Source organism: Streptomyces sp. NPDC023157, assembly GCF_055560575.1.
On the sequence record NZ_JBVHIL010000009.1, the window covers coordinates 88028 to 111965 of the forward strand.

Annotated in this window: 25 protein-coding genes; 12 read left to right on the forward strand and 13 right to left on the reverse strand. The window is 72.4% G+C overall.

Translation table 11 applies throughout. The features are described 5' to 3' along the window. Positions 1-2: 2 nt before the first annotated feature. The 5 genes from ACZ3ZE_RS29090 (at position 3) to ACZ3ZE_RS29110 (ending at position 4166) form a co-directional block, all read left to right on the forward strand. Positions 3-920 (forward strand): F0F1 ATP synthase subunit gamma, encoded by a 918-nt coding sequence (locus ACZ3ZE_RS29090; RefSeq protein WP_361175564.1) that lies wholly within the window; start codon positions 3-5, stop codon positions 918-920. Next, a complete protein-coding gene (atpD, locus tag ACZ3ZE_RS29095) occupies positions 920-2362 on the forward strand; it encodes a F0F1 ATP synthase subunit beta (RefSeq protein WP_361175561.1) in 1443 nt (480 codons plus the stop codon). The genes ACZ3ZE_RS29090 and atpD overlap by 1 nt, the downstream gene beginning before the upstream one ends. Positions 2363-2475: 113 nt before the next feature. Beyond that, entirely contained in the window at positions 2476-2850 is a 375-nt protein-coding gene (locus ACZ3ZE_RS29100; protein ID WP_329424228.1) for a F0F1 ATP synthase subunit epsilon, read from the forward strand. Between the two features lie 145 nt (positions 2851-2995). After that, the gene (locus tag ACZ3ZE_RS29105; RefSeq protein WP_361175558.1) at positions 2996-3442 is read left to right on the forward strand and encodes a DUF2550 domain-containing protein; all 447 of its coding nucleotides are present in this window, start codon (positions 2996-2998) and stop codon (positions 3440-3442) included. A 58-nt stretch (positions 3443-3500) separates the two neighbouring features. Further along, positions 3501-4166 (forward strand): 4'-phosphopantetheinyl transferase family protein, encoded by a 666-nt coding sequence (locus tag ACZ3ZE_RS29110; protein WP_467261389.1) that lies wholly within the window; start codon positions 3501-3503, stop codon positions 4164-4166. On the opposite strand, the gene ACZ3ZE_RS29115 is transcribed toward ACZ3ZE_RS29110, so the two are convergent. The 3 genes from ACZ3ZE_RS29115 to ACZ3ZE_RS29125 form a co-directional block, all read right to left on the reverse strand. Next, positions 4163-6010, reverse strand: a complete 1848-nt coding sequence (locus ACZ3ZE_RS29115; protein ID WP_467261391.1) for a glycosyl hydrolase family 18 protein — start codon at positions 6008-6010, stop codon at positions 4163-4165. The genes ACZ3ZE_RS29110 and ACZ3ZE_RS29115 overlap by 4 nt on opposite strands. Before the next feature lie 187 nt (positions 6011-6197). Continuing rightward, complete coding sequence (locus ACZ3ZE_RS29120; RefSeq protein WP_467261393.1) at positions 6198-6845, reverse strand: response regulator; 648 nt, start codon at positions 6843-6845, stop codon at positions 6198-6200. Beyond that, a complete protein-coding gene (locus ACZ3ZE_RS29125; RefSeq protein WP_361175548.1) occupies positions 6842-8035 on the reverse strand; it encodes a sensor histidine kinase in 1194 nt (397 codons plus the stop codon). Before ACZ3ZE_RS29125 ends, ACZ3ZE_RS29120 begins: the two co-directional genes overlap by 4 nt. A gap of 151 nt (positions 8036-8186) precedes the next feature. On the opposite strand from ACZ3ZE_RS29125, the gene ACZ3ZE_RS29130 reads away from it, so the two are divergent. Then, the gene (locus ACZ3ZE_RS29130; RefSeq protein WP_467261395.1) at positions 8187-8855 is read left to right on the forward strand and encodes a hypothetical protein; all 669 of its coding nucleotides are present in this window, start codon (positions 8187-8189) and stop codon (positions 8853-8855) included. Here ACZ3ZE_RS29130 and ACZ3ZE_RS29135 read toward each other — a convergent pair. From ACZ3ZE_RS29135 to ACZ3ZE_RS29145, 3 genes are read right to left on the reverse strand one after another with little or no spacing between them, the layout of a single operon-like run. Then, positions 8772-9344 carry a cob(I)yrinic acid a,c-diamide adenosyltransferase gene (locus tag ACZ3ZE_RS29135; RefSeq protein WP_361175542.1) on the reverse strand — a complete coding sequence of 191 codons (573 nt, stop codon included), beginning with the start codon at positions 9342-9344 and terminating at the stop codon, positions 8772-8774. The genes ACZ3ZE_RS29130 and ACZ3ZE_RS29135 overlap by 84 nt on opposite strands. A gap of 13 nt (positions 9345-9357) precedes the next feature. Beyond that, a complete protein-coding gene (locus ACZ3ZE_RS29140; RefSeq protein ID WP_361175539.1) occupies positions 9358-10107 on the reverse strand; it encodes an ABC transporter permease in 750 nt (249 codons plus the stop codon). 32 nt (positions 10108-10139) lie between these two features. Beyond that, a complete protein-coding gene (locus tag ACZ3ZE_RS29145; protein ID WP_361175536.1) occupies positions 10140-10913 on the reverse strand; it encodes an ABC transporter ATP-binding protein in 774 nt (257 codons plus the stop codon). A gap of 71 nt (positions 10914-10984) precedes the next feature. Here ACZ3ZE_RS29145 and ACZ3ZE_RS29150 point away from each other — a divergent pair, with 71 nt between their 5' ends. Continuing rightward, the gene (locus ACZ3ZE_RS29150) at positions 10985-11623 is read left to right on the forward strand and encodes a TetR/AcrR family transcriptional regulator (protein WP_361175533.1); all 639 of its coding nucleotides are present in this window, start codon (positions 10985-10987) and stop codon (positions 11621-11623) included. On the opposite strand, the gene ACZ3ZE_RS29155 is transcribed toward ACZ3ZE_RS29150, so the two are convergent. From ACZ3ZE_RS29155 to ACZ3ZE_RS29165, 3 genes are read right to left on the reverse strand one after another with little or no spacing between them, the layout of a single operon-like run. Beyond that, positions 11602-12762 (reverse strand): cysteine desulfurase family protein, encoded by a 1161-nt coding sequence (locus tag ACZ3ZE_RS29155; RefSeq protein WP_361623920.1) that lies wholly within the window; start codon positions 12760-12762, stop codon positions 11602-11604. The two genes, ACZ3ZE_RS29150 and ACZ3ZE_RS29155, sit on opposite strands and share 22 nt — an antisense overlap. Positions 12763-12773: 11 nt before the next feature. Then, on the reverse strand, positions 12774-13538 hold the full coding sequence (locus ACZ3ZE_RS29160) for a hypothetical protein (RefSeq protein WP_467261397.1): 765 nt from the start codon (positions 13536-13538) through the stop codon (positions 12774-12776). Then, positions 13535-14509 (reverse strand): EamA family transporter, encoded by a 975-nt coding sequence (locus ACZ3ZE_RS29165; protein WP_467261399.1) that lies wholly within the window; start codon positions 14507-14509, stop codon positions 13535-13537. Before ACZ3ZE_RS29165 ends, ACZ3ZE_RS29160 begins: the two co-directional genes overlap by 4 nt. A 193-nt stretch (positions 14510-14702) precedes the next feature. Between ACZ3ZE_RS29165 and ACZ3ZE_RS29170 the strand changes: the two genes are divergently transcribed. From ACZ3ZE_RS29170 to ACZ3ZE_RS29180, 3 genes are all read left to right on the forward strand, one after another. Next, positions 14703-15551 (forward strand): 3-hydroxyacyl-CoA dehydrogenase family protein, encoded by an 849-nt coding sequence (locus ACZ3ZE_RS29170; protein ID WP_329424254.1) that lies wholly within the window; start codon positions 14703-14705, stop codon positions 15549-15551. A 173-nt stretch (positions 15552-15724) separates the two neighbouring features. Continuing rightward, positions 15725-16048: an STAS domain-containing protein gene (locus ACZ3ZE_RS29175; RefSeq protein WP_024761898.1), complete on the forward strand. Its 324-nt coding sequence runs from the start codon at positions 15725-15727 to the stop codon at positions 16046-16048. Positions 16049-16245: 197 nt separating this feature from the next. Beyond that, positions 16246-18882 carry a P-loop NTPase family protein gene (locus tag ACZ3ZE_RS29180; RefSeq protein WP_467261401.1) on the forward strand — a complete coding sequence of 879 codons (2637 nt, stop codon included), beginning with the start codon at positions 16246-16248 and terminating at the stop codon, positions 18880-18882. Between the two features lie 76 nt (positions 18883-18958). Here ACZ3ZE_RS29180 and nucS read toward each other — a convergent pair whose 3' ends face one another. Continuing rightward, positions 18959-19630 carry an endonuclease NucS gene (nucS, locus tag ACZ3ZE_RS29185; protein WP_329424257.1) on the reverse strand — a complete coding sequence of 224 codons (672 nt, stop codon included), beginning with the start codon at positions 19628-19630 and terminating at the stop codon, positions 18959-18961. Positions 19631-19869: 239 nt separating this feature from the next. Here nucS and ACZ3ZE_RS29190 point away from each other — a divergent pair, with 239 nt between their 5' ends. Continuing rightward, a complete protein-coding gene (locus ACZ3ZE_RS29190; protein ID WP_361175517.1) occupies positions 19870-20262 on the forward strand; it encodes an SCO5389 family protein in 393 nt (130 codons plus the stop codon). A gap of 85 nt (positions 20263-20347) precedes the next feature. Here ACZ3ZE_RS29190 and ACZ3ZE_RS29195 read toward each other — a convergent pair whose 3' ends face one another. Continuing rightward, positions 20348-21382, reverse strand: coding sequence for an LLM class flavin-dependent oxidoreductase (locus tag ACZ3ZE_RS29195; protein ID WP_361175514.1), 1035 nt, complete (start codon positions 21380-21382; stop codon positions 20348-20350). Positions 21383-21593: 211 nt separating this feature from the next. Between ACZ3ZE_RS29195 and ACZ3ZE_RS29200 the strand changes: the two genes are divergently transcribed. Then, positions 21594-21920: an ATP/GTP-binding protein gene (locus ACZ3ZE_RS29200; protein WP_361175511.1), complete on the forward strand. Its 327-nt coding sequence runs from the start codon at positions 21594-21596 to the stop codon at positions 21918-21920. Positions 21921-21944: 24 nt separating this feature from the next. On the opposite strand, the gene ACZ3ZE_RS29205 is transcribed toward ACZ3ZE_RS29200, so the two are convergent. Together ACZ3ZE_RS29205 and ACZ3ZE_RS29210 are read right to left on the reverse strand one after the other, a co-directional pair. Further along, positions 21945-22757 (reverse strand): ABC transporter permease, encoded by an 813-nt coding sequence (locus tag ACZ3ZE_RS29205; protein ID WP_361175508.1) that lies wholly within the window; start codon positions 22755-22757, stop codon positions 21945-21947. After that, complete coding sequence (locus ACZ3ZE_RS29210) at positions 22754-23857, reverse strand: ABC transporter ATP-binding protein (protein ID WP_361175505.1); 1104 nt, start codon at positions 23855-23857, stop codon at positions 22754-22756. The genes ACZ3ZE_RS29205 and ACZ3ZE_RS29210 overlap by 4 nt, the downstream gene beginning before the upstream one ends. Positions 23858-23938 lie beyond the last annotated feature (81 nt).

Genomic DNA, 23938 nt, shown 5'->3' on the forward strand with positions numbered 1-23938 from the left:
TCATGGGAGCGCAGCTCCGGGTCTACAAGCGTCGCATCAAATCCGTCACCGCGACGAAGAAGATCACCAAGGCGATGGAGATGATCGCCGCCTCGCGCGTCGTCAAGGCGCAGCGCAAGGTGCAGGCGTCGACCCCGTACGCCACCGAGCTGACCCGCGCGGTCACCGCGGTGGCCACCGGGGCCAGCGACAAGCACGCGCTGACCACCGAGGCGGAGAACCCCAGCCGTGCCGCGGTCCTGCTCCTTTCGAGCGACCGCGGTCTGGCCGGCGCGTTCAACTCCAACGCCATCAAGGCGGCGGAGAAGCTCATCAAGCAGCTGGAGGGCGAGGGCCGCGCGGTCGACATCTATGTCGTCGGACGCCGTGGTGTCGCGCACTTCAACTTCCGTGAGCGGAAGCTGAGCGACACGTGGACCGGCTTCACGGACGAGCCCACGTACGCGGACGCCAAGACGATCGCGGCACCGCTGATCGAGGCGATCGAGAAGGACACGGCCGAGGGTGGTGTGGACGAGCTCCACATCGTCTACACCGAGTTCGTCTCGATGATGACGCAGACGGCGGTCGAGGCCCGGCTGCTGCCCCTCAGCCTCGACGAGGTGGCGAAGGAGGCCGGCGAGTCGGACACGCTCCGCCCGCTGTACGACTTCGAGCCGTCGGCGGAGGACGTCCTGGACGCCCTCCTGCCGCGCTACGTCGAAAGCCGGATCTACAACGCGCTGCTCCAGTCGGCTGCTTCCAAGCACGCCGCCACGCGCCGCGCGATGAAGTCGGCGACCGACAACGCGGGAGACCTGATCAATAGCCTCTCCCGACTTGCCAACGCGGCCCGACAGGCCGAAATCACCCAGGAAATCAGCGAGATCGTCGGTGGCACCGCAGCCCTGGCCGACGCGACCGCGGGGAGTGACAAGTAATGACGACCACTGTTGAGACGGCCGCCGCCACGGGCCGCGTCGCCCGGGTCATCGGCCCGGTCGTCGACGTGGAGTTCCCCGTCGACGCGATGCCGGAGATCTACAACGCCCTTCACGTCGAGGTCGCGGACCCGGCTGAGGACGGCGCGCTGAAGACGCTGACCCTCGAGGTCGCGCAGCACCTCGGTGACGGCATCGTCCGTACCATCTCGATGCAGCCCACCGACGGTCTGGTCCGCCAGGCCCCCGTGGTCGACACCGGCAACGGCATCACGGTGCCCGTCGGTGACGTCACCAAGGGTCGCGTGTTCAACACGCTGGGCCAGATCCTGAACGAGCCCGAGGCGGAGTCGGAGGTCAGCGAGCGCTGGTCCATCCACCGCAAGGCCCCGGCGTTCGCGGACCTCGAGTCGAAGACCGAGATGTTCGAGACCGGCCTGAAGGTCGTCGACCTTCTCACCCCGTACGTCAAGGGTGGAAAGATCGGTCTGTTCGGTGGCGCCGGTGTCGGCAAGACCGTTCTGATCCAGGAAATGATCATGCGTGTGGCCAAGCTGCACGAGGGCGTTTCCGTCTTCGCCGGCGTCGGCGAGCGCACCCGTGAGGGCAACGACCTCATCGCGGAAATGGAAGAGTCCGGCGTTCTGGACAAGACCGCGCTGGTCTTCGGCCAGATGGACGAGCCCCCGGGCACCCGTCTCCGCGTCGCCCTCGCCGGTCTGACCATGGCGGAGTACTTCCGCGATGTGCAGAAGCAGGACGTGCTGTTCTTCATCGACAACATCTTCCGCTTCACGCAGGCGGGTTCCGAGGTGTCGACCCTGCTCGGCCGTATGCCCTCCGCGGTGGGTTACCAGCCGAACCTGGCCGACGAGATGGGTCTCCTCCAGGAGCGCATCACCTCGACCCGTGGTCACTCGATCACCTCGATGCAGGCGATCTACGTCCCCGCGGACGACCTGACCGACCCGGCCCCGGCCACCACCTTCGCCCACCTCGACGCGACGACGGTTCTCTCCCGTCCGATCTCCGAGAAGGGCATCTACCCGGCCGTGGACCCGCTGGACTCCACGTCCCGGATCCTGGACCCGCGCTACATCGCGCAGGAGCACTACGACGCCGCCACGCGCGTCAAGGGGATCCTGCAGAAGTACAAGGACCTCCAGGACATCATCGCGATTCTCGGTATCGACGAGCTGAGCGAGGAGGACAAGCTGGTCGTCCACCGCGCGCGCCGTGTCGAGCGCTTCCTGTCCCAGAACACCCACGCGGCGAAGCAGTTCACCGGTGTGGACGGTTCGGACGTTCCGCTCGACGAGTCGATCGCCGCGTTCAACGCGATCTGCGACGGTGAGTTCGACCACTTCCCGGAGCAGGCCTTCTTCATGTGTGGTGGTCTCGAGGACCTCAAGAAGAACGCCAAGGAGCTCGGCGTCTCCTGAGCCCCGTGCTCGCCTGAGGGGGGCGGGAGACGTTCCCGCCCCCCTCTTCACGCCCCTTAGAATTGATCCCAACACCCGGCAGCACCGCCGGGTGGTGACCCGAGGAGCCACCCTTGGCTGCTGAGCTGCACGTCGAGCTGGTCGCCGCGGACCGGAGTGTCTGGTCTGGCGAGGCCACCCTGGTCATCGCGCGTACGACCTCCGGCGACATCGGCGTCATGCCCGGTCACCAGCCGCTGCTGGGTGTGCTGGAGTCGGGCCCCGTGACCATCCGTACGAGCGAGGGCGGCACTGTCGTCGCCGCCGTCCACGGCGGTTTCCTCTCGTTCGCCGATGACAAGCTGTCTCTGCTCGCGGAGATCGCCGAACTCGCGGACGAGATCGACGCCCAGCGCGCCGAGCGCGCGCTGGAGCGCGCGAAGACGGATTCGGACGCCGCCGCCGAGCGGCGCGCCGAGGTCCGGCTGCGCGCGGTATCGGTCCGCTAGCGGACCGCGCGAGAGCCCAAGCCCTCAGCCGCGGTACGGTCCGGAATTTTCCGGACCGTACCGCGGCTGAGGCGATGCAGATGCAGGTTGTATTCGGTACGGCCGGGTCCACCGGTTACGGGACGCAGCGAGGAGGTCGGTGAAGATGTTCCTCGCTCTGCTCGTGTGCGGCCTGGTCGTCGCACTGGTGGTGATCGGACTCTTCGTCTTCGGCTTGCGCCGCAGGCTGATCCAGCGCGCCGGCGGCACCTTCGACTGCTCCCTGCGGTGGAACGTCGCCGACGAGCCGGACCCCTCCGGCAAGGGCTGGGTGTACGGCGTCGCCCGCTACAGCGGTGACGCGATCGCCTGGTTCCGTGTCTTCTCGTACGCCCCCCGCCCGCGCAGGGTCCTGGAGCGCTCGGCCATCGAGGTCCTGGAGCGCCGGATGCCCGAGGGCGAGGAGGAGCTCGCGCTGCTCTCCGACTCGGTGATCCAGGGCTGTCTGCACCGCGGCACCCGCCTGGAGCTGGCGATGAGCGAGGACGCGCTCACCGGCTTCCTGGCCTGGCTGGAGGCGGCACCTCCGGGCCAGCGGGTCAATGTCGCCTGACTCCTTCTCCTCCGTTCGGCCCGGCGAGTGCCATGTGTGGACCGCCCGGGCCGTTTCCGTGTCCGCTTCCGCGCACCTGTGCGCCCTGCTCGACGCGCGTGAGCGGCGGGTGTACGAGTCGCTGACCGGGGAGCCGGCGCGCGCGCAGTACCTGACCGCGCACGCCCTGCTGCGCTCGGTGCTCGGCGCCGCCCTGGACCGGGATCCGGCGGGTCTGGCCTTCGCGGCGGGGCCGCACGGCAAGCCGTATCTGACGGACGCCCCGGCCGAGTTCTCCATCTCCCACTCGGGCGAGCTGGTGGCGGTCGCGCTCTCCGCCGGCGCGCCCGTCGGGGTGGACGTCGAGCGGGTCACCGAGCTGGCCGAGCCGCGGCTGCCGGTGCTCTCGGAGCGGGAACGGGTGGCGTTCGACCGGGTGCCGGGGCCGGCGCGGGCGGTGGCCTTCACCTCGTACTGGGTGCGCAAGGAGGCCGTGCTGAAGGCGACGGGGGAGGGGCTGCGGGTGGATCCCGCGCGGCTCACGGTCTCCGCGCCCGACCGGCCGGCCGAGCTGCTGGCCTGGCGGGGCCGGGACGGCGGACAGCCGCACCCGGAGGTGCGGCTGTACGACCTGGACGCGGGGGAGGGCTATCGGGGCGCCGTCGCCCTGCTGGGCGGGGCGCACCGGATCGTCCGGCACGACGGGGGCGGCGTGCTGCACCGCCCCCGCCGGACCGTGGGCTAGTTCAGCCCGCTGTTGATGGCGCCGACCAGCTCGCCGTTGCCGGTGTCGCCGCTGAACTCCCAGAAGAAGGCGCCGCCGAGGCCCTGGTTCTTGGCCCAGCTCATCTTCGAGGTGACGGTGGCGGGGGTGTCGTAGCTCCACCAGTTGGTGCCGCAGTAGGCGTAGGCGGTGCCGGCGACGGTCCCGGTGGCCGGGCAGGAGTTCTTCAGGACCTTGTAGTCCTCGATGCCCTGCTCGTAGGTGCCGGCGGCCGGTCCGGTGGCGGTGCCGCCGGGCGCGGCCTGGGTGACGCCGGTCCAGCCGCGGCCGTAGAAGCCGATGCCGAGCAGCAGCTTGTTGCCGGGGACGCCCTGGGCCTTGAACTTGGCGATGGCCTCGGCGGAGTTGAAGCCCTGCTGCGGGATGCCGGCGTACGAGGTGAGCGGCGAGTGCGGGGCCGTCGGGCCCTTGGCCGCCCAGGCGCCGAAGAAGTCGTACGTCATCACGTTGAACCAGTTCATGTACGGTGCCGCGCCCGCGTAGTCGGTGGCGTCGATCTTGCCGCCGGTGGAGGCGTCGGCCGTGACGGCCGCGGTGACCAGGGCGTTCGCGCCGAACTTGGCGCGCATGGCCTGCATCATGTTCTTGAAGGCGGCCGGGCCGCTGGTGTCGCAGGACAGGCCGCAGGCGTTCGGGTACTCCCAGTCCAGGTCGATGCCGTCGAAGACGTCGGCCCAGCGCGGGTCCTCGACCAGGTCGTAGCAGGACTGGGCGAAGGCGGTCGGGTTCTGGACGGCCTGGCCGAAGCCGCCGGACCAGGTCCAGCCGCCGAAGGACCAGATGACCTTGATGTTCGGGTAGGCCTTTTTCAGCTTGCGCAGCTGGTTGAAGTTGCCGCGCAGGGGCTGGTCCCAGGTGTCGGCGACGCCGTCGACGGACTGGTCGGCGGTGTAGGCCTTGTCGTAGTCGGCGTAGGAGTCACCGATGGCGCACTTGCCGCCGGTGACGTTGCCGAAGGCGTAGTTGATGTGCGTGATCTTGGCGGCGGAGCCGGAGGTCACGATGTTCTTCACGTGGTAGTTGCGGCCGTAGACGCCCCAGTTGGTGAAGTAGCCCATCTTCACGACGTTCGGGGGCGGGTTGCCGCCTCCGCCGCCCGTGGTGCGGACCGGGGTCGCGGCGCTGGCGGGGCCGGTCTGGTCGATGGTGTCGCGGGCGACGACCGTGTAGCTGTAGTCGGTGCCGGCGGTGAGCCCGCTGTCCGTGTAGGTGAGGGCGGTCGTGGTGGTGACCTTGACGCCGTCACGCAGGACGTCGTAGTTCTTGACGCCCTTGTCGTCGGTGGCCGCGCTCCAGGTGAGCTTCACCGAGGTGTCGGTGATCGAGGAGGCGGCGGGGGCGCCGGGCGCGGAGGGCGGGTTGTCCCCGGGCTGGGTGGAGCCGTCGCAGGAAGCGCCGTTGATCTTACAGCCGGCGGGCGCGCCGGAGCCGCTGCCGTTGAAGCCGAAGGAGACGGTGGCGCCGGGGGCGAGGGAGCCGTTCCAGCCGAGGTTCTTGGCGGTCCAGTGGGTTCCGGAGCTGGTGACGGTGGCGTCCCAGGCGGAGGTGACCGCGGTGCCGGAGGGGTAGTCCCACTCGACGGTCCAGGAGGAGAGGGAGGTGGTGCCGGTGTTCTTCACCGTCCACTTGCCCTCGAAGCCGGAGCCCCAGTCGGAGACCTTGGTGTACGTGGCGGTGGCCGAGGTCGCGGCCTCGGCGGGGGCGGCGAGGCCGATCATGGCGGCCAGTGGCAGGACGAGGGCGGTCAGACCGGCGGCAGCCCGGTGTCTGAACCCTGCTCTGCGCGACGGTGCTTGAGTGCTCAACGGTGCTCCTCAAGTTGCGGACGACAAGGGTGGGGGTGGTCCGAAAGGTGCGCGCGCCCGCCGAGCGTAGAAAGGTCTGGACCAGCCGTCAAGAGGTCCAGACCAACGAGGGAACGGTCTCTCTCGGATTCCTCTCAGATGACTCCCGGGTATCTCCCGGGTATGTGCCAGGGATCCCGGGGCTCCGTCACTGGATCCCCAACTCCTGTGCCAGCACCGCCGCTTGGACCCGGCTGCGCAGTTCCAGCTTCCCCAGCACCTTGCTGACGTGCGTCTTCACCGTGGCCTCCGCCATGTCGAGGCGGACCGCGATCTCCGCGTTCGACAGACCCGACCCCAGGGCCCCCAGCACCTCCCGCTCACGGGGCGTCAGCCGGTCCACGATCCCCGGATCGACCGTCGGCGCGGGACGGCGCGGGGCAGCGAACTCGGCGATCAGCCGGCGGGTCACCGCGGGCGCGATCAGCCCCTCGCCGCCCGCCACCGTCCGCACCGCCCCGATCAGGTCCTTCGCGTCCGTGTTCTTCAGCAGGAACCCCGAGGCCCCGGCCCGCAGTGCCCCGAAGACGTACTCGTCCAGGTCGAAGGTGGTCAGCACCAGCACGTCCGCCAGGCCCTCCGCCACCACCAGACGGGTCGCCGTCACCCCGTCCATCCGGGGCATCTGCACGTCCATCAGGACCAGGTCCGGGCGCAGTTCACGGGCCAGCTCCACCGCCCGCTCGCCGTCCGCGGCCTCGCCGACCACCTCGATGTCCGGGGCGCTGCCCAGGATCAGCACCAGCCCCGCGCGCACCGCGCTCTGGTCCTCCGCCACCACGATCCGGATCGTCATGCCTCCGGTGTCCTCTCCTCGGCGGGCAGCTCGGCCCGCACCCGCCAGATCCTCGTCCCGTTGCCGTCCGGCACGGGCCCCGCCCCGAACTCCCCGCCGAGCAGCGCCACCCGCTCCCGCATCCCGACCAGACCGGCCCCCGACCCGGGCGCGCGGGGGCCGGCACGGTCCCCGAACGGGCTGGTCACCCGCACCGTCAGGGCCCGCTCGTCCCGCTCCAGGGTCACGGTGACCGTACCGGCCGCCGCGTGCTTGAGGGCGTTGGTCAGTGACTCCTGGACGATCCGGTACGCGGCCAGCTCGACCGGCGCCGGAAGCTCCCCGGTCTCCGCGCGCCGGTCGTCGAGCCGGAACGACAGACCGCTGCTCGCCCCGTTCGTGCGGGCCTGCGCCACCAGCGCGTCCAGACCGGAGAGCCGGGGCACGGCCGCCGGCGCGGTGTCCTCGGCGCTGTCCCGGAGCAGGCCGATCAGCCGCCGCATCTCGGCGAGCCCGGCCACGCTGTTCTCCCGGATCACGCCCAGGGCCTGCCGGGTGGTGGCCTCGTCGTCGAGGGAGAGCGCCGCCGTGGAGTGGATCGCGATGGCCGACAGATGGTTGGCGACCATGTCGTGCAGCTCCCGGGCCATCCGGGCGCGTTCGGCGACGACCGCCTGCGCCCGGTCCATCTCGGCCAGCAGCGCGGTCTGTTCCGCGCGCAGCCGCGCCGACTCGGCGGCCTCCCGGTGGTTGCGCACGACGGCGCCGGTGACCGCGGGCAGGAACGACAGCATGCCGCTGACCACGCCGACCAGCAGGGCGATCGCGTTCTGCCACCACACCAGCAGGCCGATCGTCAGGCCGACCGTGATCAGCCCCGTCGAGTACGGGATGCGCTTGGCCGAGGCGGGCGGCCCGTACACCACGGCGGCGTAGACGACGTCCGTGAACATGAGCACGGTGGCGAGATTGCCGTTGGTGAACTGGTCGGCGACGAGCGCGAGGGTGCCGACGGCCAGGGCCGTCCGGGGCGCGGTGCGGCGTACGGCCTCCATCGAGGCCATCACCACGAGCGGGATCAGAGTCGCCCAGGGCTGCGGGAAGACGTTGTCGACCTTGGTGTACAGCCCGAACGACCACAGCAGCAGGCCGCAGGCGAGGCCGGCGGACGCGATGAGCAGGTCGTCACGGTGAGGTCGGGGAAGGCGCACCCCTCCATCCAACACGCCGCTCCCGCGCGGGACGTCCCCGTACAGGCCGAGCCGTCCCTCCGTCGAAGGATGTAGGCGCGGTTCCTCACCGGCGACGACGCGGGCGGCCCGGGCGGCCGCGAGGCTGGTGGGGTACCGGAAGGGGAGTCCCGTGATCGTCACTCTGATCGTGATCTGCGAGGTCGGCTTCTGGGTCCTGCTCGCCGCCGGACTCGCCGCCCGCTACCTGCTGAGGAAGCCGCGCCTCGGCCTGGCCCTGCTGCTGTGCGAGCCGCTCCTGGAGGTCGTGCTGCTCGTGGTCACCGCGATCGACCTCAAGAACGGCGCCGACCCGAGCTGGAAGCACGGGCTTGCCGCGGTCTACATCGGCTACACCGTCGGCCACGGCCACCGCACGGTGCGGTGGCTCGACGGACACGCCGCCCACCGCCTCGGCGGCGGCCCGCCGCCCGCGGGGCCGCCGAAGTACGGGATGGCCCGGGCCCGCCACGAGGGCCTGGTGTGGCTCGGCTCGCTGGTGGCGGCGTCCGTCGCGACCGGCCTGCTGCTCCTGGCCGCCTGGTACGTCGGCGACTCCGGCGACACCACGTCGCTCAAGGGCTGGATCGCCGTGGCCTGGCGGGCGGCCGGCATCCACGGCCTCATCGCCCTCTCGTACGCCGTCTTCCCGAAGAAGGCGCCGAAGAAGGCGCCGAAGGAGTCGCCCACGGCGGGGCGGGGAGCGGCTCCGGGCCCGTCAGCGGTCCCCGCCCGGGACCCACAGGACGTCCCCGACCTCCTTGTTCGCCGTCCGGGCCAGGATGAAGAGCAGGTCCGATAGGCGGTTGAGGTACGTGGCGGTCAGCGGGTTCATCGTCTCGCCGTGGACCTCGATCGCGGCCCACGTGGAGCGCTCCGCCCGCCGGACCACCGTGCACGCCTGGTGCAGCAGCGCGGCGCCGGGCGTGCCGCCGGGCAGGATGAAGGAGCGCAGCTTGTCCAGCCGCTCCAGGAACAGGTCGCAGTCGGCCTCCAGCTTGTCGACGTACGACTGCTCGACGCGCAGCGGCGGGTACTGCGGGTCGGGGACCACCGGGGTCGACAGGTCGGCGCCCACGTCGAACAGGTCGTTCTGGACGCGGACGAGGACCTTCACGACGTCCTCGTCGAGCTGTCCGAGCGCGACGGCCGTGCCGATGACGGCGTTGGCCTCGTTGGCGTCGGCGTAGGCGGAGATCCGCAGATCCGTCTTGGCGGTCCGGCTCATGTCGCCGAGGGCGGTGGTGCCCTTGTCGCCGGTGCGGGTGTAGATGCGCGTCAGATTGACCATGGGGCCAGCCTAGTTAGGCGTGGGCCCTGCGGAAGGTGCGTGTGCCCACCGTCACGGCCAGCGCCGCGAGTCCGACGGCGACCAGCACCCCGTACAGCATCGTCGTGGTCGCGTACCGCCCGACGTAGGCGTCGCGGACCGCGTCCACCAGGTAGCGGAACGGCATCAGCCGCGAGAGCACGTCGAGCCAGCCGGGGGCGAGGGTCATCGGCAGCATCAGCCCGGACAGCAGCATCGACGGGACGGCGAGGGTGTTGACGGCGGGGCCGAACTCCTGGGGGCTGCGCAGCTTCAGCGCCAGCGCGTACGAGAGGGAGGCCAGCGCGAAGGTCAGCAGCGCCACGAAGCCGAAGCCGATCAGGATGCCCGCGAGCGGTGCCCGCAGCCCCATGAGCAGGGCGGCGAGCACGAGCAGCACGGCCTGGAAGACGAAGAGCGTGGCGTCCCGCAGGACCCGCCCGAGGAGCAGCGCGAGCCGGCTCACGGGGGTGACGCGCATCCGTTCGAGGACGCCCCAGTTCTTCTCCATGATGACCGCGAAGCCGGCGAAGGAGGCCCCGAAGAGGCCGAGCTGGAGCAGCAGTCCGGGGACCAGGACCTGCCAGGAGTCGCCGGCGCGGCCGAGCGGCAGGCCGGTGAGCAGCGGGCCGAAGAGGAGCAGGTAGAGCAGCGGCATCAGCACGCCGAAGAAGATCTGGAACGGCGAGCGCAGGGTCTGCCGGGCGTAGCGGCCGAAGAGCACGGCGGTGTCGTGGAGAAGCATGGGGAACTCCTGGAGCTGGCGTCGGCGCGCGGTCAGACGGCGACGGGCGTGGTGTCGGTGGGCGCGGGGCCGCGTCCGGTGAGGGCGAGGAAGGCGTCCTGGAGGGTGTCGGCGCCGTGCGCGGCCTTGAGCGCGGCGGGGGTGCCGTCGGCGATGACGACGCCCTGGTCCACGACGACCAGGCGGTCGGCGAGGGCGTCGGCCTCGTCGAGGTAGTGGGTGGTCAGGACGACGGTGGTGCCGTGCTCGTCGCGCAGCCGGCGCACCAGCGCCCACAGGTCGGCGCGGCTGCCCGGGTCGAGGCCGGTGGTCGGCTCGTCGAGGAAGAGCAGCTCCGGGCGGTGGGTGAGGCCGAGCGCGAGGTCCAGGCGCCGCCGCTGGCCGCCGGAGAGGGCGGTGGTGGAGCGGCCGAGGAGCGCGGTCAGGTCCAGGTCCTCGGCGAGTTCGGCGGCGCGGGCCTCGGCGCGGGGGCGGGGGAGCCCGTAGAGGCGCCCTTGGAGGACCAGTTCGGAGCGCACGGTCTCCTGGGGGTCGACCCCGCCGGCCTGGGCGACGTAGCCGATCCTGCGCCGTACGCCGACGGGGTCGCGGAGCAGGTCGTGGCCGGCGACGGTGGCGGCGCCGCCGGTGGGCGCGAGCAGCGTGGTGAGCATCCGCAGGGTGGTGGTCTTGCCGGCTCCGTTGGGCCCGAGGAAGCCGAGGATCTCGCCGGGCCGCACGGTGAGGTCGATCCCGCGGACGGCGTGGACCTCGCCCTGGGGCGTGCGGAAGGTCCGGGACAGCCCGGAGGTGCTGATGATTGGCATGGTGACCACAAAAACAGAGTCTCTTAAATTTTGCAATGCCTCCAAGATTTCAGGGCGCCTAGGATGGGCGCATGGCTGAGGGGCTCAGGGAACGCAAGAAGCGGCAGACGAAACAGCGGATCTCGGACATCGCGACCGGGCTCTTCCTGGAGCGCGGCTTCACGGCCGTCACGGTCGCCGAGATCGCGGAGGCGGCGGACGTCTCCGTCAACACCGTCTACAACTACTTCCCGGCCAAGGAGGACCTCTTCCTCGACCGCATGGAGGGCATCACCCACCGGCTCGCCCGGATGATCCGCGGCCGGGACCAGGGGGAGTCCGCGGCCCGCGCCGTGCTGCGCGAGATCCGCGGGCACATCACCGCCGTCTCACCCGCGTACGGACTGATGGACGGCTACGACGCCTTCATGCGGGTGATCGACGACGCGCCCACCCTCAAGGCCCGCCTCTTCCACCTCCAGCAGCAGGTCCGCGAGACCACCGTCGCCGCGCTCCGCGAGGACACCGGCGCCCCGGCCGACGACCCGATGCCGCTGCTCGTCGGCGGCCAGATCGCCTGGATCCAGGACACCGTCATCGGCTTCATCAGCGCCGAGATGACCGCCGGCCGCAAGGCCTCCGAGGTCTCCCGCGAGGCCCTCGACCTGCTCGACGAGATCGAGGACCTGCTCGGCGGGCGCGTGCTCGACTACGCGGTGCGCACCGGCTGAGCCGCCCGCACCCCCGCCGCCAGGGCACCGGCCGCGCGGACCGCCTGCTCCTCCGTGGTGAAGCGGCCGAAGCCCACCCGGACGCTGCCCCGGATCCGCTCCGGCGGCAGCCCGATCGCGGTCAGCACATGGGACGGTTCCTGCGCCGAGCTGTTGCACGCCGAACCCGAGGACACGGCGACCGCCGTGACCTCCAGGAGCAGCTGCTGCGCGTCCACCCCCTCGAACGACAGGTTCACCGCCTGCGGCAGGAACCCCACGCCCGTACCGCTGTTGAGCGTGTACGGCACGAGCCCGGCCAGCTCCGCGAGGAACCGCCCGCGCAGCGCCGCCAGCCGGCCCGCCTCCCGGTCGCGGCCCGCCGCCAGCAGCTCCACCGCCGTGCCGAGACCGACGACGGCGGCCGTGTTGAGCGTGCCCGCCCGCAGCCCGCGCTCCTGCCCGCCGCCGTGCAGCAGCGGCACCAGCGGAGCCCGGTCCGACAGTTCGTTGGCGACGTACAGGACGCCGATGCCCTTCGGGCCGTAGATCTTGTGCCCCGAGAAGGTCAGCAGGTCGACGCCCAGCTCCCGCACGTCCACCGGAAGGGTGCCCACGCCCTGGGTGGCGTCGCAGTGCAGCGGCACCCCGGCCGCCCGGGTCAGCTCCGCGATCCGGGCCACCGGCTGGATCGTGGAGACCTCGTTGTTGGCGAGCATCACCGACACCAGCGCCGTCTCGGGCCGCAGCGCCGCCGCCACCCGCGCCGGGTCCACCCGGCCCTCCGCGTCGACCGGCAGCACCGTCACCTCGTGGCCCGCCGCGCGCAGCGAACGGCAGGTGTCCAGCACGGACTTGTGCTCCACCGCCGTCGTCACCACATGCCGGACCAGGCCGCCCGGGCCGCGCCCGACGACGCCCTTGACGGCGAGGTTGTTGCCCTCGGTGGCGCCCGAGGTGAAGTAGATCTCGCTGCGCGCCGCCCCGATGAACCGGGCCACCGTGCCGCGCGCCCGCTCGACCTCGCGGAAGGCCCGGATGCCGGCCGCGTGCGGGCTCGACGGGTTGGCGAAGCACTCCGTGGCCGCGGTGTGCATCGCGTCGGCGACCGCCGGGTCCATCGGGGTGGTCGCCTGGTGGTCGAGATAGATCGTCGCCATGTCGCGCTCCCTCAGAAGTCGTACGCGGAGTAGGTCAGGGCGATCGGGTCGGCGCACTCCGCGTCGGCGAAGACCAGCGTGATCTCCTCGTCGGAGGTGCCCCGGGTGCGCAGGTAGATCTCGGCGCCCTTGGTCACCTTGTCGCGGTCGGCCAGGGAGTTGATGTCGACGACATGGCGGCGGGGGCAGTCGGGGAAGGCCCGCAGCCGGGCGAAGTAGCGGGCGAAGTACTCGGCGACGATCAGCGGGCAGCGCGGCACCACACGGGCGTCCTTGACCACGCCGGCGAGGACCTTCGCGTAACTCCGCGAGCGGAACAGGATCTCGTCGCCCTCGCGGGCGAACGGCGGGAGGAGCTCCGCCCCGCGCGCGGCGTCCTTCATCGCGCGGGCGGCCCGGTTGCGCAGGGTCCGCTCGCGGGTGACGGAGTACGCGACCCCGGCCGCGGCCGCCGCGGCGTCGAGCGGGCCGAGATCGAGCACCTCGGCGGCGGGCGAGCCCGGCGCCGGGACCGTACAGGCGTCGCTGGAGCAGGACATGCCGAGGTCGTTGACGATGACGTCGTAGAGCACCTTGTTGCCCCGGTGCAGCCTGCGGGCCACCGCGCCCGTCTCCAGGGCGAGGCCGAAGGAGTTCAGCGAGAAGGCGCCGATCCCGGCGGCGGTCTCGAAGTAGCCGCCGGCGACGAGCACGGCCGAGCGGGTCGTACGGGAGACGGTCTCCAGGAGGGGCGCGACCCGGGCGGCGCGCTCGGTGCTCAGGGTGGTGGGGGTCATGTCTGGTGCACTCCGTTCTGCTTCGGTGAAGTCCGATCGGACGGTGCTGAGGACGGGTCGGGTACGGGGGAGCGGTCGGGGTCGGGACGGGGCCCGTCGTCGGTCCCGCGGTCCTTCGGGGTGCTCGCCGCGCCCACGCCCGTGCCGATCGCCGCGCCCACCACGCAGAGCACGGCGGCCCACTGGAGCGGCGCGAGGTGTTCGCCCAGGAGGGTCAGGCCCACCAGGGCGGCGATGACCGGTTCGACGGTGGAGAGCACCGCGAACACCCGCGGCGGCAGCCGGCGCAGCGCGGCGAACTCCAGGGAGAACGGGATCACCGTGGTCAGCACGGCCACCCCGAGCGCCGCCGCCAGGACGGCCGGTTCGGTGAGTACGGCGAGCGGCGGCAGGCCGAGGGCCGGGGCGGTCGGCAGGGCGAGCACGGCGGCGACGCTCAGGCCGAGGGCGAGCCCCCCGCCGCCCGGGACGGCCCGCCCGACCCGGGCGCCGAGCAGGATGTAGCCGGTCAGGGCGGCGCCGGTGAGCAGGGCGGCGGCGAGCCCGACCGGGTCGTCCAGGCCCCGCGTACCGCCGAGGACGAGCAGTCCGGCCGCCGCGAGCAGCACCCAGAGGCGGTCCAGGGCCCGCCGTGAGGTCAGCGCGGCGAGCAGCAGCGGCCCGCTGAACTCCAGGGTGACGACCACGCCCAGCGGGAGCCGGGAGGTGGCCTCGTAGAACGCGAACTGCATGACGGTGAAGACCGCCCCGTACGGCAGCAGCAGCCGCCAGTGGCCGCGGAGCAGCCGTACCGCGGGCCGGGAGAACAGGCAGAGCAGCGTCGCGGAGAACAGCAGCCGCAGCAGGGTCGCCCCGGCCGGGCCGGTCTGCTCGAAGAGCGTCTTGGCGAGGGCGGAGCCGAACTGCAGGCTGATCATGCCCGCCAGCAGCAGAAGCGGCGCGGGGGCGGCTCTCGGGTCGTAGCGACGCATGACAGCCGAGTGTATACCCCCCAGGGGTATAGCGCGAGGCGTGGCGGCCCGCCGGCGGGGTGTCGCGAGTGTGACGTCCGTCAAACCGGGCGTGACGCGCGTTACTTCACGGTCACTTGGCGCCCCGGGCCCGCTAATCTCCGCCGAAGAACCAGAAGTGAACAGTTGTTGAGGGCATAGAGGGGTGGAAGACGTGGCCAGGAAGCTCGCCGTCATCGGGGCAGGACTCATGGGGTCCGGCATCGCGCAGGTCTCGGCCCAGGCGGGCTGGGACGTCGTCCTGCGGGACGTCACCGACGCCGCGCTGACCCGGGGCACCGACACCATCAAGGCCTCGTACGACCGCTTCGTCGCCAAGGGCAAGCTGGACGCCGCCGACGCCGAGGCCGCCCTCGGACGGATCACCGCGACCACCGAGCTGGAGGCCGTCGCCGACGCCGACATCGTCGTCGAGGCCGTCTTCGAGAAGCTGGAGGTCAAGCACGAGATCTTCCGCGCCCTCGACAAGGTCGCCAAGGACGGCGCCGTGCTCGCCTCCAACACCTCCGCCATCCCGATCACCAAGATCGCCGCGGTGACGGAGCGCCCGGAGGCCGTCGTCGGCACCCACTTCTTCTCGCCGGTCCCGATGATGCAGCTCTGCGAGCTGGTCCGCGGCTACAAGACGAGCGACGCCACCCTCGCCACCGCGCGGGAGTTCGCCGAGTCCGTCGGCAAGACCTGCATCGTCGTCAACCGCGACGTCGCCGGCTTCGTCACCACCCGCCTCATCTCGGCGCTCGTCGTCGAGGCCGCCAAGCTGTACGAGTCGGGCGTGGCCACCGCCGAGGACATCGACATCGCCTGCAAGCTGGGCTTCGGGCACGCGATGGGGCCGCTCACCACCACCGACCTCACCGGCGTCGACATCCTCGTCAACGCCACCAGCAACATCTACACCGAGACCCAGGACGAGAAGTTCGCCCCGCCGGAGCTGATGCGCCGGATGGTGGACGCGGGTGACATCGGGCGCAAGAGCGGGCAGGGCTTCTACACGTACTGATTCCGCACGGGGGTCGGTACGGGGTCCGCACAGGGGTCCGACCGTCCCCCGCGCCATCGCCCGCAGGGGTGAATTTCGATATCAGTTCGCTTACAAGGCGCAACGCTTCTGCCGATGCGGCAGTCAGTCGTTGCGAAGACGGGCACACGACGGAGCACTCTCGGGGAGCGCATATGCACATCAGGGGCGACCACGTCGAGCTGGTCGTCGGGGGCCGCCTCGACGTCCGCAGCGCGGCGGACGCCCGTACGGTCCTGCACTCGGCGGTCGACGACGGAGTCGGCGACCTCGTGCTCGACCTGACCGGCCTCGACTCCTGGGACGCCACCGGGCTCGGGGTCATCATGGGCGCCCACCGCAGAGCCGGCCGCTGCGGACGCCGACTGGTGCTGCGCGGGGTGCCGCCCCAGATGCAGCGTCTCCTCGTGGCCACCCGGCTGCACCGCATCCTCGCCATCGAGGGCGGCCTCGCGGCGGAGTCGCTGCCCCGCGTCTGACCCCGCGTCACCCGTGACAGGAGTGCCCGTGTGACACCGGCGCACCTGTGAAGCAGCTGTGGAAACCAGGCGTCACACCCAATCCTCACAAGACCGTGACGTCTTGGTCTCCACGGCACCCCGCCTGTTCCCGGAGCTCGGACAACCGTCTAGGGTCGGCTCGCCTGCACATCGCCCGCCGCTTGGGAGCTTGGACCATGGACCCGATCAACCGGGGACCCGAGGAGTACGGTCACGACACCGAGGGCGAGGACGCCCGCCCCGGACACGCCGCACTCCTGCCCGCGTCCACCGCCCCCGCCCGGGTCCGCACGACCCGCGTCGTCGCCGGCGGCCTGCTGCTCACCGTCAACCCCGTCGACGGCAGCGAGATAGAGGTCTGCCCGCCCGGGGAACAGCCCCCGGCCCCCCGCCGCCGCACCGCCGAGGAGCGCGCCGAAGCCGCCCGCGCCGCCGCGCCCCCCGTACCGCCCGGCCCCGCGGCCGCCGCCCTGCCCCTGCTCGAACGGCAGGAACAGCGCGAACTCCTCGTCGAGCACCTCAGCCGGGGCCGCTCCGCACGCCTCACCGGCCCCGCGGGCTCCGGCCGCAGCACCCTCCTCGCCGCCGTCGCCGCCGACTGCGCGGGCATCGCCCCCGATGGCGTCGTCCACCTCTCCGGCCACCACCGCACCCCCACCGAGCTGCTGTACGAGCTCTTCCGCACCGTCCAGTACGCGCCCGGGTTCCGGCCCGACCGCGAGGAACTCCTCCTTGAGGTGCGCCGCATCGGCGCCATCGTCCTCGTCGACGACCTGGAGTTCGGCGGCACCGCCCTCGACGACCTGCTCGCCGCCACCCCCGACTGCGCCTTCCTCTTCGGCGTCACCCCCGACACCCCCGCCGCCTCGCCCGAGGCCGCCCTCGAAGAGGTCGCGCTCACCGGACTCGGCCGCGCCGCCGCCGTCGAGCTCCTGGAGAGCGCCGTCGGCCGCACCCTCACCGAGGAGGAGGCCAACTGGGCCGGCGACCTCTGGTTCGAGTCCGAGGGCCTGCCGCTGCGCTTCGTCCAGGCCGGGGCCCTGCTCCGGCAGCGCGACCGGCTCCGGGTCGCCCCCGCCGAGTTCGACGCCTTCGGCGCCCTGGAGGAGGCCTTCGGACCCTCCGGCGCCCCCGTCGCGCCCGCCCCGGCCCCCGTCGACGCCGCCACCGACCCCGACGTCGAGGTGCGCGAGGTACCGCTGCCGAGCCTCGGCGAGGGCGCCGCCCCGGCCTCCCTGCTCGCCTCCCGGCTCAGCCGGGCCGCCCAGGACGCCCTGCGCTTCGCCGTCGCCCTCGGCGGCGAGGTGCCGCACCAGGCACACCTGCCCGCCCTCGTCGGCGACACCCACGCCGACGCGGCCCTCGGCGAGCTCATGGGCTGCGGACTGCTCTCCCCGGTCGGCTCCCGCTACCGCCTCGCCGCCGGTGTCCTCACCCAGCTCCTCGCCCAGGGGTACGAGGAGGACGCCGCCGGCCGCGCCCACACCGTCGCCCAGCACTACGCCTGGTGGGCCGGACACCCCTCCGTCACCCCCGAGCGCGCCACCGCCGAGGCCGACGCCCTGCTCGCCGCCCTCGGCGCGCTCGTCCCCGGCGCCGCCGCCGAGCACGCCACGACCGCCGTCCAGCTCGCCCGGGCCGCCGCGCCCGCCTTCGCCGCCGGCCTCCACTGGGGCGCCTGGGAGCGGGCCCTGCGCAGCGGCCAGGAAGCCGCCCGGCGGGCCGGCGAGGTCGCCGAAGAGGCCTACTTCCACCACGAGTTGGGCATTCTCGCGCTCTGCGCCGGCAGCCTCCAGCGGGCCCGCGCCGAACTGGAGGCCTCCATCGGCCTGCGCGGCGCCCTCGCCGACAAGCGCGGCACCGTCGCCGGCCGCCGCGCCCTCGCGCTCGTCGCCGACCTCACGGGCGAGTCCACCCCGGTCGAGCCCGAGCCGCCCGCCACGCCCGCCGCGCCGGCCCGCCGCGAAGGCCCGGCCTCGCCGCCCCGCGGCGTCCCGGTGGCCGCCCCGCCCGCGGCCAAGCCCGCCTTCCCCGCCCTCGCCGCACCGCGCGACCTCTCCGGTTTCTCCGCCTTCCCCGGCCCCCAGCAGGCCCCGCCGACGGCACCGACGGCCGTCGTCCCGCTCGCCGGGTCCGCCGCGTCGGCCGCCGCCGCCGCGTTCCCGGCCTTCCCCGACGACGCCCCGACCGTCCTCACCGCCCCCGAGCAGGCGCAGGACCAGGGCCGCCCCGGGCTGCGCAAGGGCATCGTCGCCGGTGCCCGCCGCAACCTGGCCGCCGTCGGCGCGGGCGCCCTGCTCGTCGCCGTCCTCGGCACGGTCGTCACCATCGGCGCCACCTCCGGCAACGACGAGCACCCCGCCAACGACCGGGTCACCTCCGACAGCACCGCCGACCAGGGCGACGGCACCGGGGACGGCACCCCGGGCGACGACGAGCCCACCGAGGACTCGACCAGCCGCCCCTCGGACCCGGGCGCCCCGCAGCCCACCGGCACCGCCACCCCCGGCGGCACCGGCTCCCCGGGCACCCCGACGGCCCCCACCGGCTCCCCGTCCGCGACCGGCAGCGCCACCCCGAGCGACCCGGCGGCCACCACCACGGCGCCGCCGCGGCCCACGCTGTCGCCGACGCGGACCAACCCGACGACGAAGCCGCCGGTCACCCCGTCGACCACGCCGCCCACCGACCCGCCGACGACGACGCCGCCCACCGACCCGACGACGACGCCGCCCACCGACAACCCCAGCGGCTCCGCCACCGCCTCCCGCTCCGAGTCCGCCCCCGCGGACACGGGCGCGAACCCGGCCTGACCCGCGGACCCCGAGTACGACGAAGGCCCGGATGCCATGGGGCACCCGGGCCTTACTCGTACCTGTGTCCGTAAGGTCAGAACAGGCGCAGCTTGTCGTCCTCGATGCCGCGCAGCGCGTCGTAGTCGAGCACCACGCAGTCGATGCCGCGGTCGTTGGCGAGCACGCGGGCCTGCGGCTTGATCTCCTGGGCCGCGAAGATGCCCTTGACCGGCGCCAGGTGCGGGTCGCGGTTGAGCAGCTCCAGGTAGCGGGTCAGCTGCTCGACGCCGTCGATCTCGCCGCGCCGCTTGATCTCCACCGCGACCGTCGCGCCGTCGGAGTCGCGGCACAGGATGTCCACCGGGCCGATCGCCGTCGGGTACTCGCGGCGGACCAGCGTCCACCCCTCGCCCAGCGTCTCGATACGGTCCGCGAGCAGCTCCTGCAGGTGCGCCTCGACGCCGTCCTTGATCAGACCGGGGTCGACACCGAGCTCGTGCGAGGAATCGTGGAGGATCTCCTCCATCGTGATGATCAGTTTCTCGCCCGCTTTGTTGATCACGGTCCAGATGCCCGCCTCACCGTCGGCCCCCTCCTTCAGGGTGCACGGCGGCGACATCCAGTTGAGCGGTTTGTACGCGCGGTCGTCCGCGTGGATGGAGACGCTGCCGTCTGCCTTGACCAGGATCAGACGGGGTGCGGAGGGCAGGTGGGCGGTGAGCCGGCCCGCGTAGTCCACGGAACAGCGGGCAATGACGAGACGCATGGTCCGCAACGCTACAAGACGGACGCCTTCCGACGCGATTCGGGCCGTTACGCCCGCCCGGCGCACGCCCAACGACCGTCACTTATTGGCCGGTTGTGTGCCCAATCTCCTGGTGCGGGCAGACCGGCGCGCTTACCGTGGAAGACAGGAGGTCGTCGCCCGTGCACGCTGCGTGCGCGTCGCCGGCCTCTGACCCTGCCCGCAAGACCCCGCCCGTCGGGGTCGCGAGAGGAGAACCCATGTCGCTCGACGTCTCACCGGCGCTGTTGGAACAGGCCGAGCGAGGCGAGGTCGACGAAGCCGACTTCGTCGACTGCGTCCGGACCTCCCTGCCCTACGCATGGGAGATGATCAGCTCTCTGGTGGCACAGCTGAAGGTCGACGGCGGCGAGTTCGCCGACAACCAGACGCCGCCGCCGGACGAGCAGGCACGTGGTCAGCTGCTGCGCGCACTGGCGAGCGATGCCATCCGTGGTGCGCTCCAGCGGCACTTCGGTGTGCGTCTCGCCTTCCAGAACTGCCACCGCGTGGCGGTCTTCCCGCTGGACCCGGCCGTGGACGAGCGGCTCGCCCGCTTCACCTCCATACGGGGCCAGCTGCTCAACCAGTCGCCCGAACTGCGCGACTGCTGACAAGGCCTGGTGCTGTCGCTCCGCGTCGCGGGAGAGCGAAGAGACGCGGAAGCGGCAGCACGGTCCTGCCCCACCCGTACGCGGGTCAGACCAGCAGCGGGAGCACCTCGGCGCCCAGCCGCCGCACGTTCTCCTCGGTGCCGGCGAGCTCGCCCGAGCCCTCGGCGAGCAGCGCGAAGCGGGTGATCCCGGTCCGCTCGGAGGTCGCCGCGAGCCGGTCCGCCGCGAGCTTCGGCGTGCCCACCGGGTGCAGCCCGCACAGCAGCTCCGTGTACGCCACCGGATCGCGCATCGACCGCTGCCGGCCGTCCACGGTCACATGGGCGTCAAGCCCCTGCTTCAGCCAGCCCGGCATCGCCTTCACCAGCACCTCCGCCGCGTCCGCGCCGCGGTCCGCGAGCTGCACCACACCGGCCGAGACATGCCCGGCGCCGATCCGCTCGATCTCGTCCCGCCCGCGCCCGGCCTCCCGCGCGGCCCGCTCCCAGCAGGCGACCATCTCGGCCTTCTCCTCGTCCCCGCAGTGCATGCCGAGGAGCATCGGCAGCCCCCGCTCGGCGGCCAGCCGCACGCTCGTCGGCGAGGTGCAGGCGACCACCACCTCGGGGGAGGCCGGTCCGCCGATCAGCTCGCCGGGGGCCGGCACGACGGCCACCTCACGGAAAGCGAATCGTTCCCCCTGGGCGCCGACCCGGGGCTCGCGCAGCCAGCGGAGCAGCAGGTCCAGCGATTCGGGGAAGCCCCCCTCGTACGCCGGGAGCCCCGGGCCGAACACCTCCAGGTCCACCCACGGCCCGCCCCGGCCCACCCCGAGGGTGAATCTTCCCCCGGAGGTCACGTGCAGCAGGGCGGCCTGCTCGCCCAGCGCGACCGGGTGGGCGCTCGGCAGCACGCTGACCGCCGTGCCGACCCGCAGCCGGCGGGTGCGCCCGAGGAGCAGCGCGGCCAGGGTGACGGCCGACGGGCAGACCCCGTACGGCACGAAGTGGTGCTCGGCGAGCCAGACGGAGTCGAGCCCCGCCTCCTCGGCCGCCTCGGCGGTCCGCACCGCCCGGTGCAGCGCCTCCTGCTGGCCCTGGCCCGGGAACTGGGCGGCCAGCACGAACGTACCCACGCGCATCGCCTTCTGCCTCCTTGCGGCCGACGCGTTCTCCCCCTCGTGAACTCCCCCTCGTACCGGCAACAACGTCTGACACGTGCCAAAGGCAACGGGCGTTCATGAAGTTCTTGCGATTTTCGGCTGATCCGCCACGGGTGGGTGCGGAACGACTCCGTCGCGGCCCGTAGGCTGGACGGAACCTTCAGTGTCTACGCCCCCGTGAGGTGTCGAAGTGTCCCCGCGCCACAACCGCGCCCGAGGAGGCGCGAACCCCGATCCGCAGGGTGACCCGGGCGACCGGTACGGCGGCTCGCAGCGCAGCGAGACCTGGCAGGGCGAGGAGTGGTACGTCCGCCATGTCGCCGGCGCCAGCGCGCCCGGCAAGCGCTACCGCTGCCCCGGCTGCGACCAGGAGATCCCCGGCGGCGCCCCGCACGTGGTGGCCTGGCCCGAGTACGGGGGAGTGGACGACCGCAGGCACTGGCACAAGGCCTGCTGGAACGCGAAGGACCGCCGCACCAGCCGGGTGCAGCGGTCCCGCAACGCGCCGAAGTACTGACCCCGGGGAGCCCGGGGCCGGGTCCTACACGTCCTTGCTGTTCAGCAGGGCGTAGCCGCCGCCGAGCGTCACCGCGGCGGCCCCCAGCACGATCCACAGCGGCTCCCAGCCCGCCGGGCCGTTCTCCCCGAAGGGGGCGGCGTCGCTGTACAGCGCGATCATCTGCGAGGGGATCGAGTAGGTGAACAGGAACTCCTGCACCGACTTCAGCGCCTCGGAGAACATGAACAGGGCCGCCACCAGCGGGAGCAGCAGCAGACCGATCATCACCGTGATCGCGCCGGCCGAGTGCCGGATGAGCGTCCCCACCGCCAGCGACACCAGCCCGAGCAGGGCGAGGTAGGCGCCCGCCCCGACCGTCGCCCGCAGCCACTCGGCCGTGGTCGGCGTAGCCGCCGTGTCCACCATGGCGACCTGCGCGGCCCCCACGAGGGCCGCCACCACGGTGGTGACCGTGAAGACCAGCAGGAAGAAGACGATCGCCTTCGCCGTGAGCACCCGGGCCCGGCTCGGGCAGGCCGTCAGGGTCGTACGGATCATGCCGGTGCCGTACTCGGAGGTGACCGTCAGGACGCCCAGCGTGATCACGCAGATCGAGGCCGGCAGCATCCCGAAGAAGCCGAAGCCGAGCGCGGACGCCTCCTCCATCGGGGCGTTCGAGGCCGACGCGATGCCCGCGACACCGAGGCCGATGCCCACCATCAGCAGCACCATGACCCCCAGCGTCCACATCGTGGAGCGCACCGAGCGGATCTTCGTCCACTCGGAGGCCAGCGCGTCACCGAGGTGCGCCCTGCGGACCGGGATGGGGGAGACGTAGGCGTACGGGGCGGTCATCGGGCGTCCTCGGGGTTCTGGCCCTGCTGCTGCGGGTTCTGCGGGGTGGCGTACGGGTTCTGTCCGGGCGGCGGCGGGGCGTACCAGCCCTGCTGCGGCACCTCCGGGACCGCGTACCCCTCCGGCTGCCGGTGCCCGTACGGCGGCTGCGGCTGCGGCGCCTGGAGGTGGGCCAGCCGGTCGTCGGTCGAGCGGTAGTCGACGGTGCCCTGCGTCATCCGCATGTACGCCTCCTCCAGCGAGGCCTGGTGCGGGGAGAGCTCCCACAGGCGCACGTCCGCGCCGTGCGCCAGGTCGCTGATCCGGTGCAGCGGGAGCCCGGTCACCCGCAGCGCGCCGTCCGGCTCCGGCATCACCTGGCCGCCGGCCTCGGTGAGCACCGTGGTCAGCTTCTCCCGCTGCTGCGGCTCGGTCCCCGGCGTGCGGACCCGGGCGAAGTCCGCCGAGTTCGCCGAGATGAAGTCCGTCACGCTCATGTCGGCGAGCAGCTGCCCCCGGCCGATCACGATCAGGTGGTCGGCGGTCAGCGCCATCTCGCTCATCAGATGGCTGGAGACGAAGACCGTCCGCCCCTCGGAGGCCAGCTTCTTCATCAGGTTGCGCACCCAGAGGATGCCCTCGGGGTCCAGGCCGTTGACCGGCTCGTCGAAGAGCAGCACCTGCGGGTCGCCGAGGAGCGCCGCCGCGATGCCGAGCCGCTGCCCCATGCCGAGCGAGAAGCCCTTGGAGCGGCGCCTGGCGACGTCCTGGAGGCCCACGACCCCGAGCACCTCGTCGACCCGCTGCGCCGGGATCCCGGCGAGCTGGGCGAGCGACAGGAGGTGGTTGCGGGCGCTGCGGCCGCCGTGCACGGCCTTCGCGTCGAGCAGCGCGCCGACCTGCCGGGGCGCGTTCGGCAGCTGCCGGAACGGGTGGCCGCCGATCGTGACATGGCCGGCGGACGGTGTGTCCAGGCCGAGGATCATGCGCATGGTCGTGGACTTGCCCGAGCCGTTGGGGCCCAGGAAGCCGGTGACATGGCCGGGCCTCACCTGGAAGGAAAGGTTGTACACGGCCGTCTGGGCGCCGTAGCGCTTCGTCAGGCCGACTGCCTCGATCATTCTCCAGCCCCATCGACAGGTCAGGTCGTCGTCGGGGCGTGAAGGCCGGTGGCCGGAGCCCCCCGTATGAGCTAGGAGCTT

Bases quoted from the DNA above. Each gene is read 5' to 3' on its own strand.
- ACZ3ZE_RS29190 (WP_361175517.1), top strand. From the start codon at position 19,870: ATGTCGCTCGACGTCTCACCGGCGCTGTTGGAACAGGCCGAGCGAGGC.
- ACZ3ZE_RS29180 (WP_467261401.1), top strand. From the start codon at position 16,246: ATGGACCCGATCAACCGGGGACCCGAGGAGTACGGTCACGACACCGAG.
- ACZ3ZE_RS29155 (WP_361623920.1), bottom strand. From the start codon at position 12,762: ATGGCGACGATCTATCTCGACCACCAGGCGACCACCCCGATGGACCCG.
- ACZ3ZE_RS29160 (WP_467261397.1), bottom strand. From the start codon at position 13,538: ATGACCCCCACCACCCTGAGCACCGAGCGCGCCGCCCGGGTCGCGCCC.
- atpD (WP_361175561.1), top strand. From the start codon at position 920: ATGACGACCACTGTTGAGACGGCCGCCGCCACGGGCCGCGTCGCCCGG.
- ACZ3ZE_RS29165 (WP_467261399.1), bottom strand. From the start codon at position 14,509: ATGCGTCGCTACGACCCGAGAGCCGCCCCCGCGCCGCTTCTGCTGCTG.
- ACZ3ZE_RS29105 (WP_361175558.1), top strand. From the start codon at position 2,996: ATGTTCCTCGCTCTGCTCGTGTGCGGCCTGGTCGTCGCACTGGTGGTG.
- ACZ3ZE_RS29120 (WP_467261393.1), bottom strand. From the start codon at position 6,845: ATGACGATCCGGATCGTGGTGGCGGAGGACCAGAGCGCGGTGCGCGCG.
- ACZ3ZE_RS29210 (WP_361175505.1), bottom strand. From the start codon at position 23,857: ATGATCGAGGCAGTCGGCCTGACGAAGCGCTACGGCGCCCAGACGGCC.
- nucS (WP_329424257.1), bottom strand. From the start codon at position 19,630: ATGCGTCTCGTCATTGCCCGCTGTTCCGTGGACTACGCGGGCCGGCTC.
- ACZ3ZE_RS29090 (WP_361175564.1), top strand. From the start codon at position 3: ATGGGAGCGCAGCTCCGGGTCTACAAGCGTCGCATCAAATCCGTCACC.
- ACZ3ZE_RS29195 (WP_361175514.1), bottom strand. From the start codon at position 21,382: ATGCGCGTGGGTACGTTCGTGCTGGCCGCCCAGTTCCCGGGCCAGGGC.
- ACZ3ZE_RS29175 (WP_024761898.1), top strand. From the start codon at position 15,725: ATGCACATCAGGGGCGACCACGTCGAGCTGGTCGTCGGGGGCCGCCTC.
- ACZ3ZE_RS29135 (WP_361175542.1), bottom strand. From the start codon at position 9,344: ATGGTCAATCTGACGCGCATCTACACCCGCACCGGCGACAAGGGCACC.
- ACZ3ZE_RS29140 (WP_361175539.1), bottom strand. From the start codon at position 10,107: ATGCTTCTCCACGACACCGCCGTGCTCTTCGGCCGCTACGCCCGGCAG.
- ACZ3ZE_RS29145 (WP_361175536.1), bottom strand. From the start codon at position 10,913: ATGCCAATCATCAGCACCTCCGGGCTGTCCCGGACCTTCCGCACGCCC.
- ACZ3ZE_RS29150 (WP_361175533.1), top strand. From the start codon at position 10,985: ATGGCTGAGGGGCTCAGGGAACGCAAGAAGCGGCAGACGAAACAGCGG.
- ACZ3ZE_RS29205 (WP_361175508.1), bottom strand. From the start codon at position 22,757: ATGACCGCCCCGTACGCCTACGTCTCCCCCATCCCGGTCCGCAGGGCG.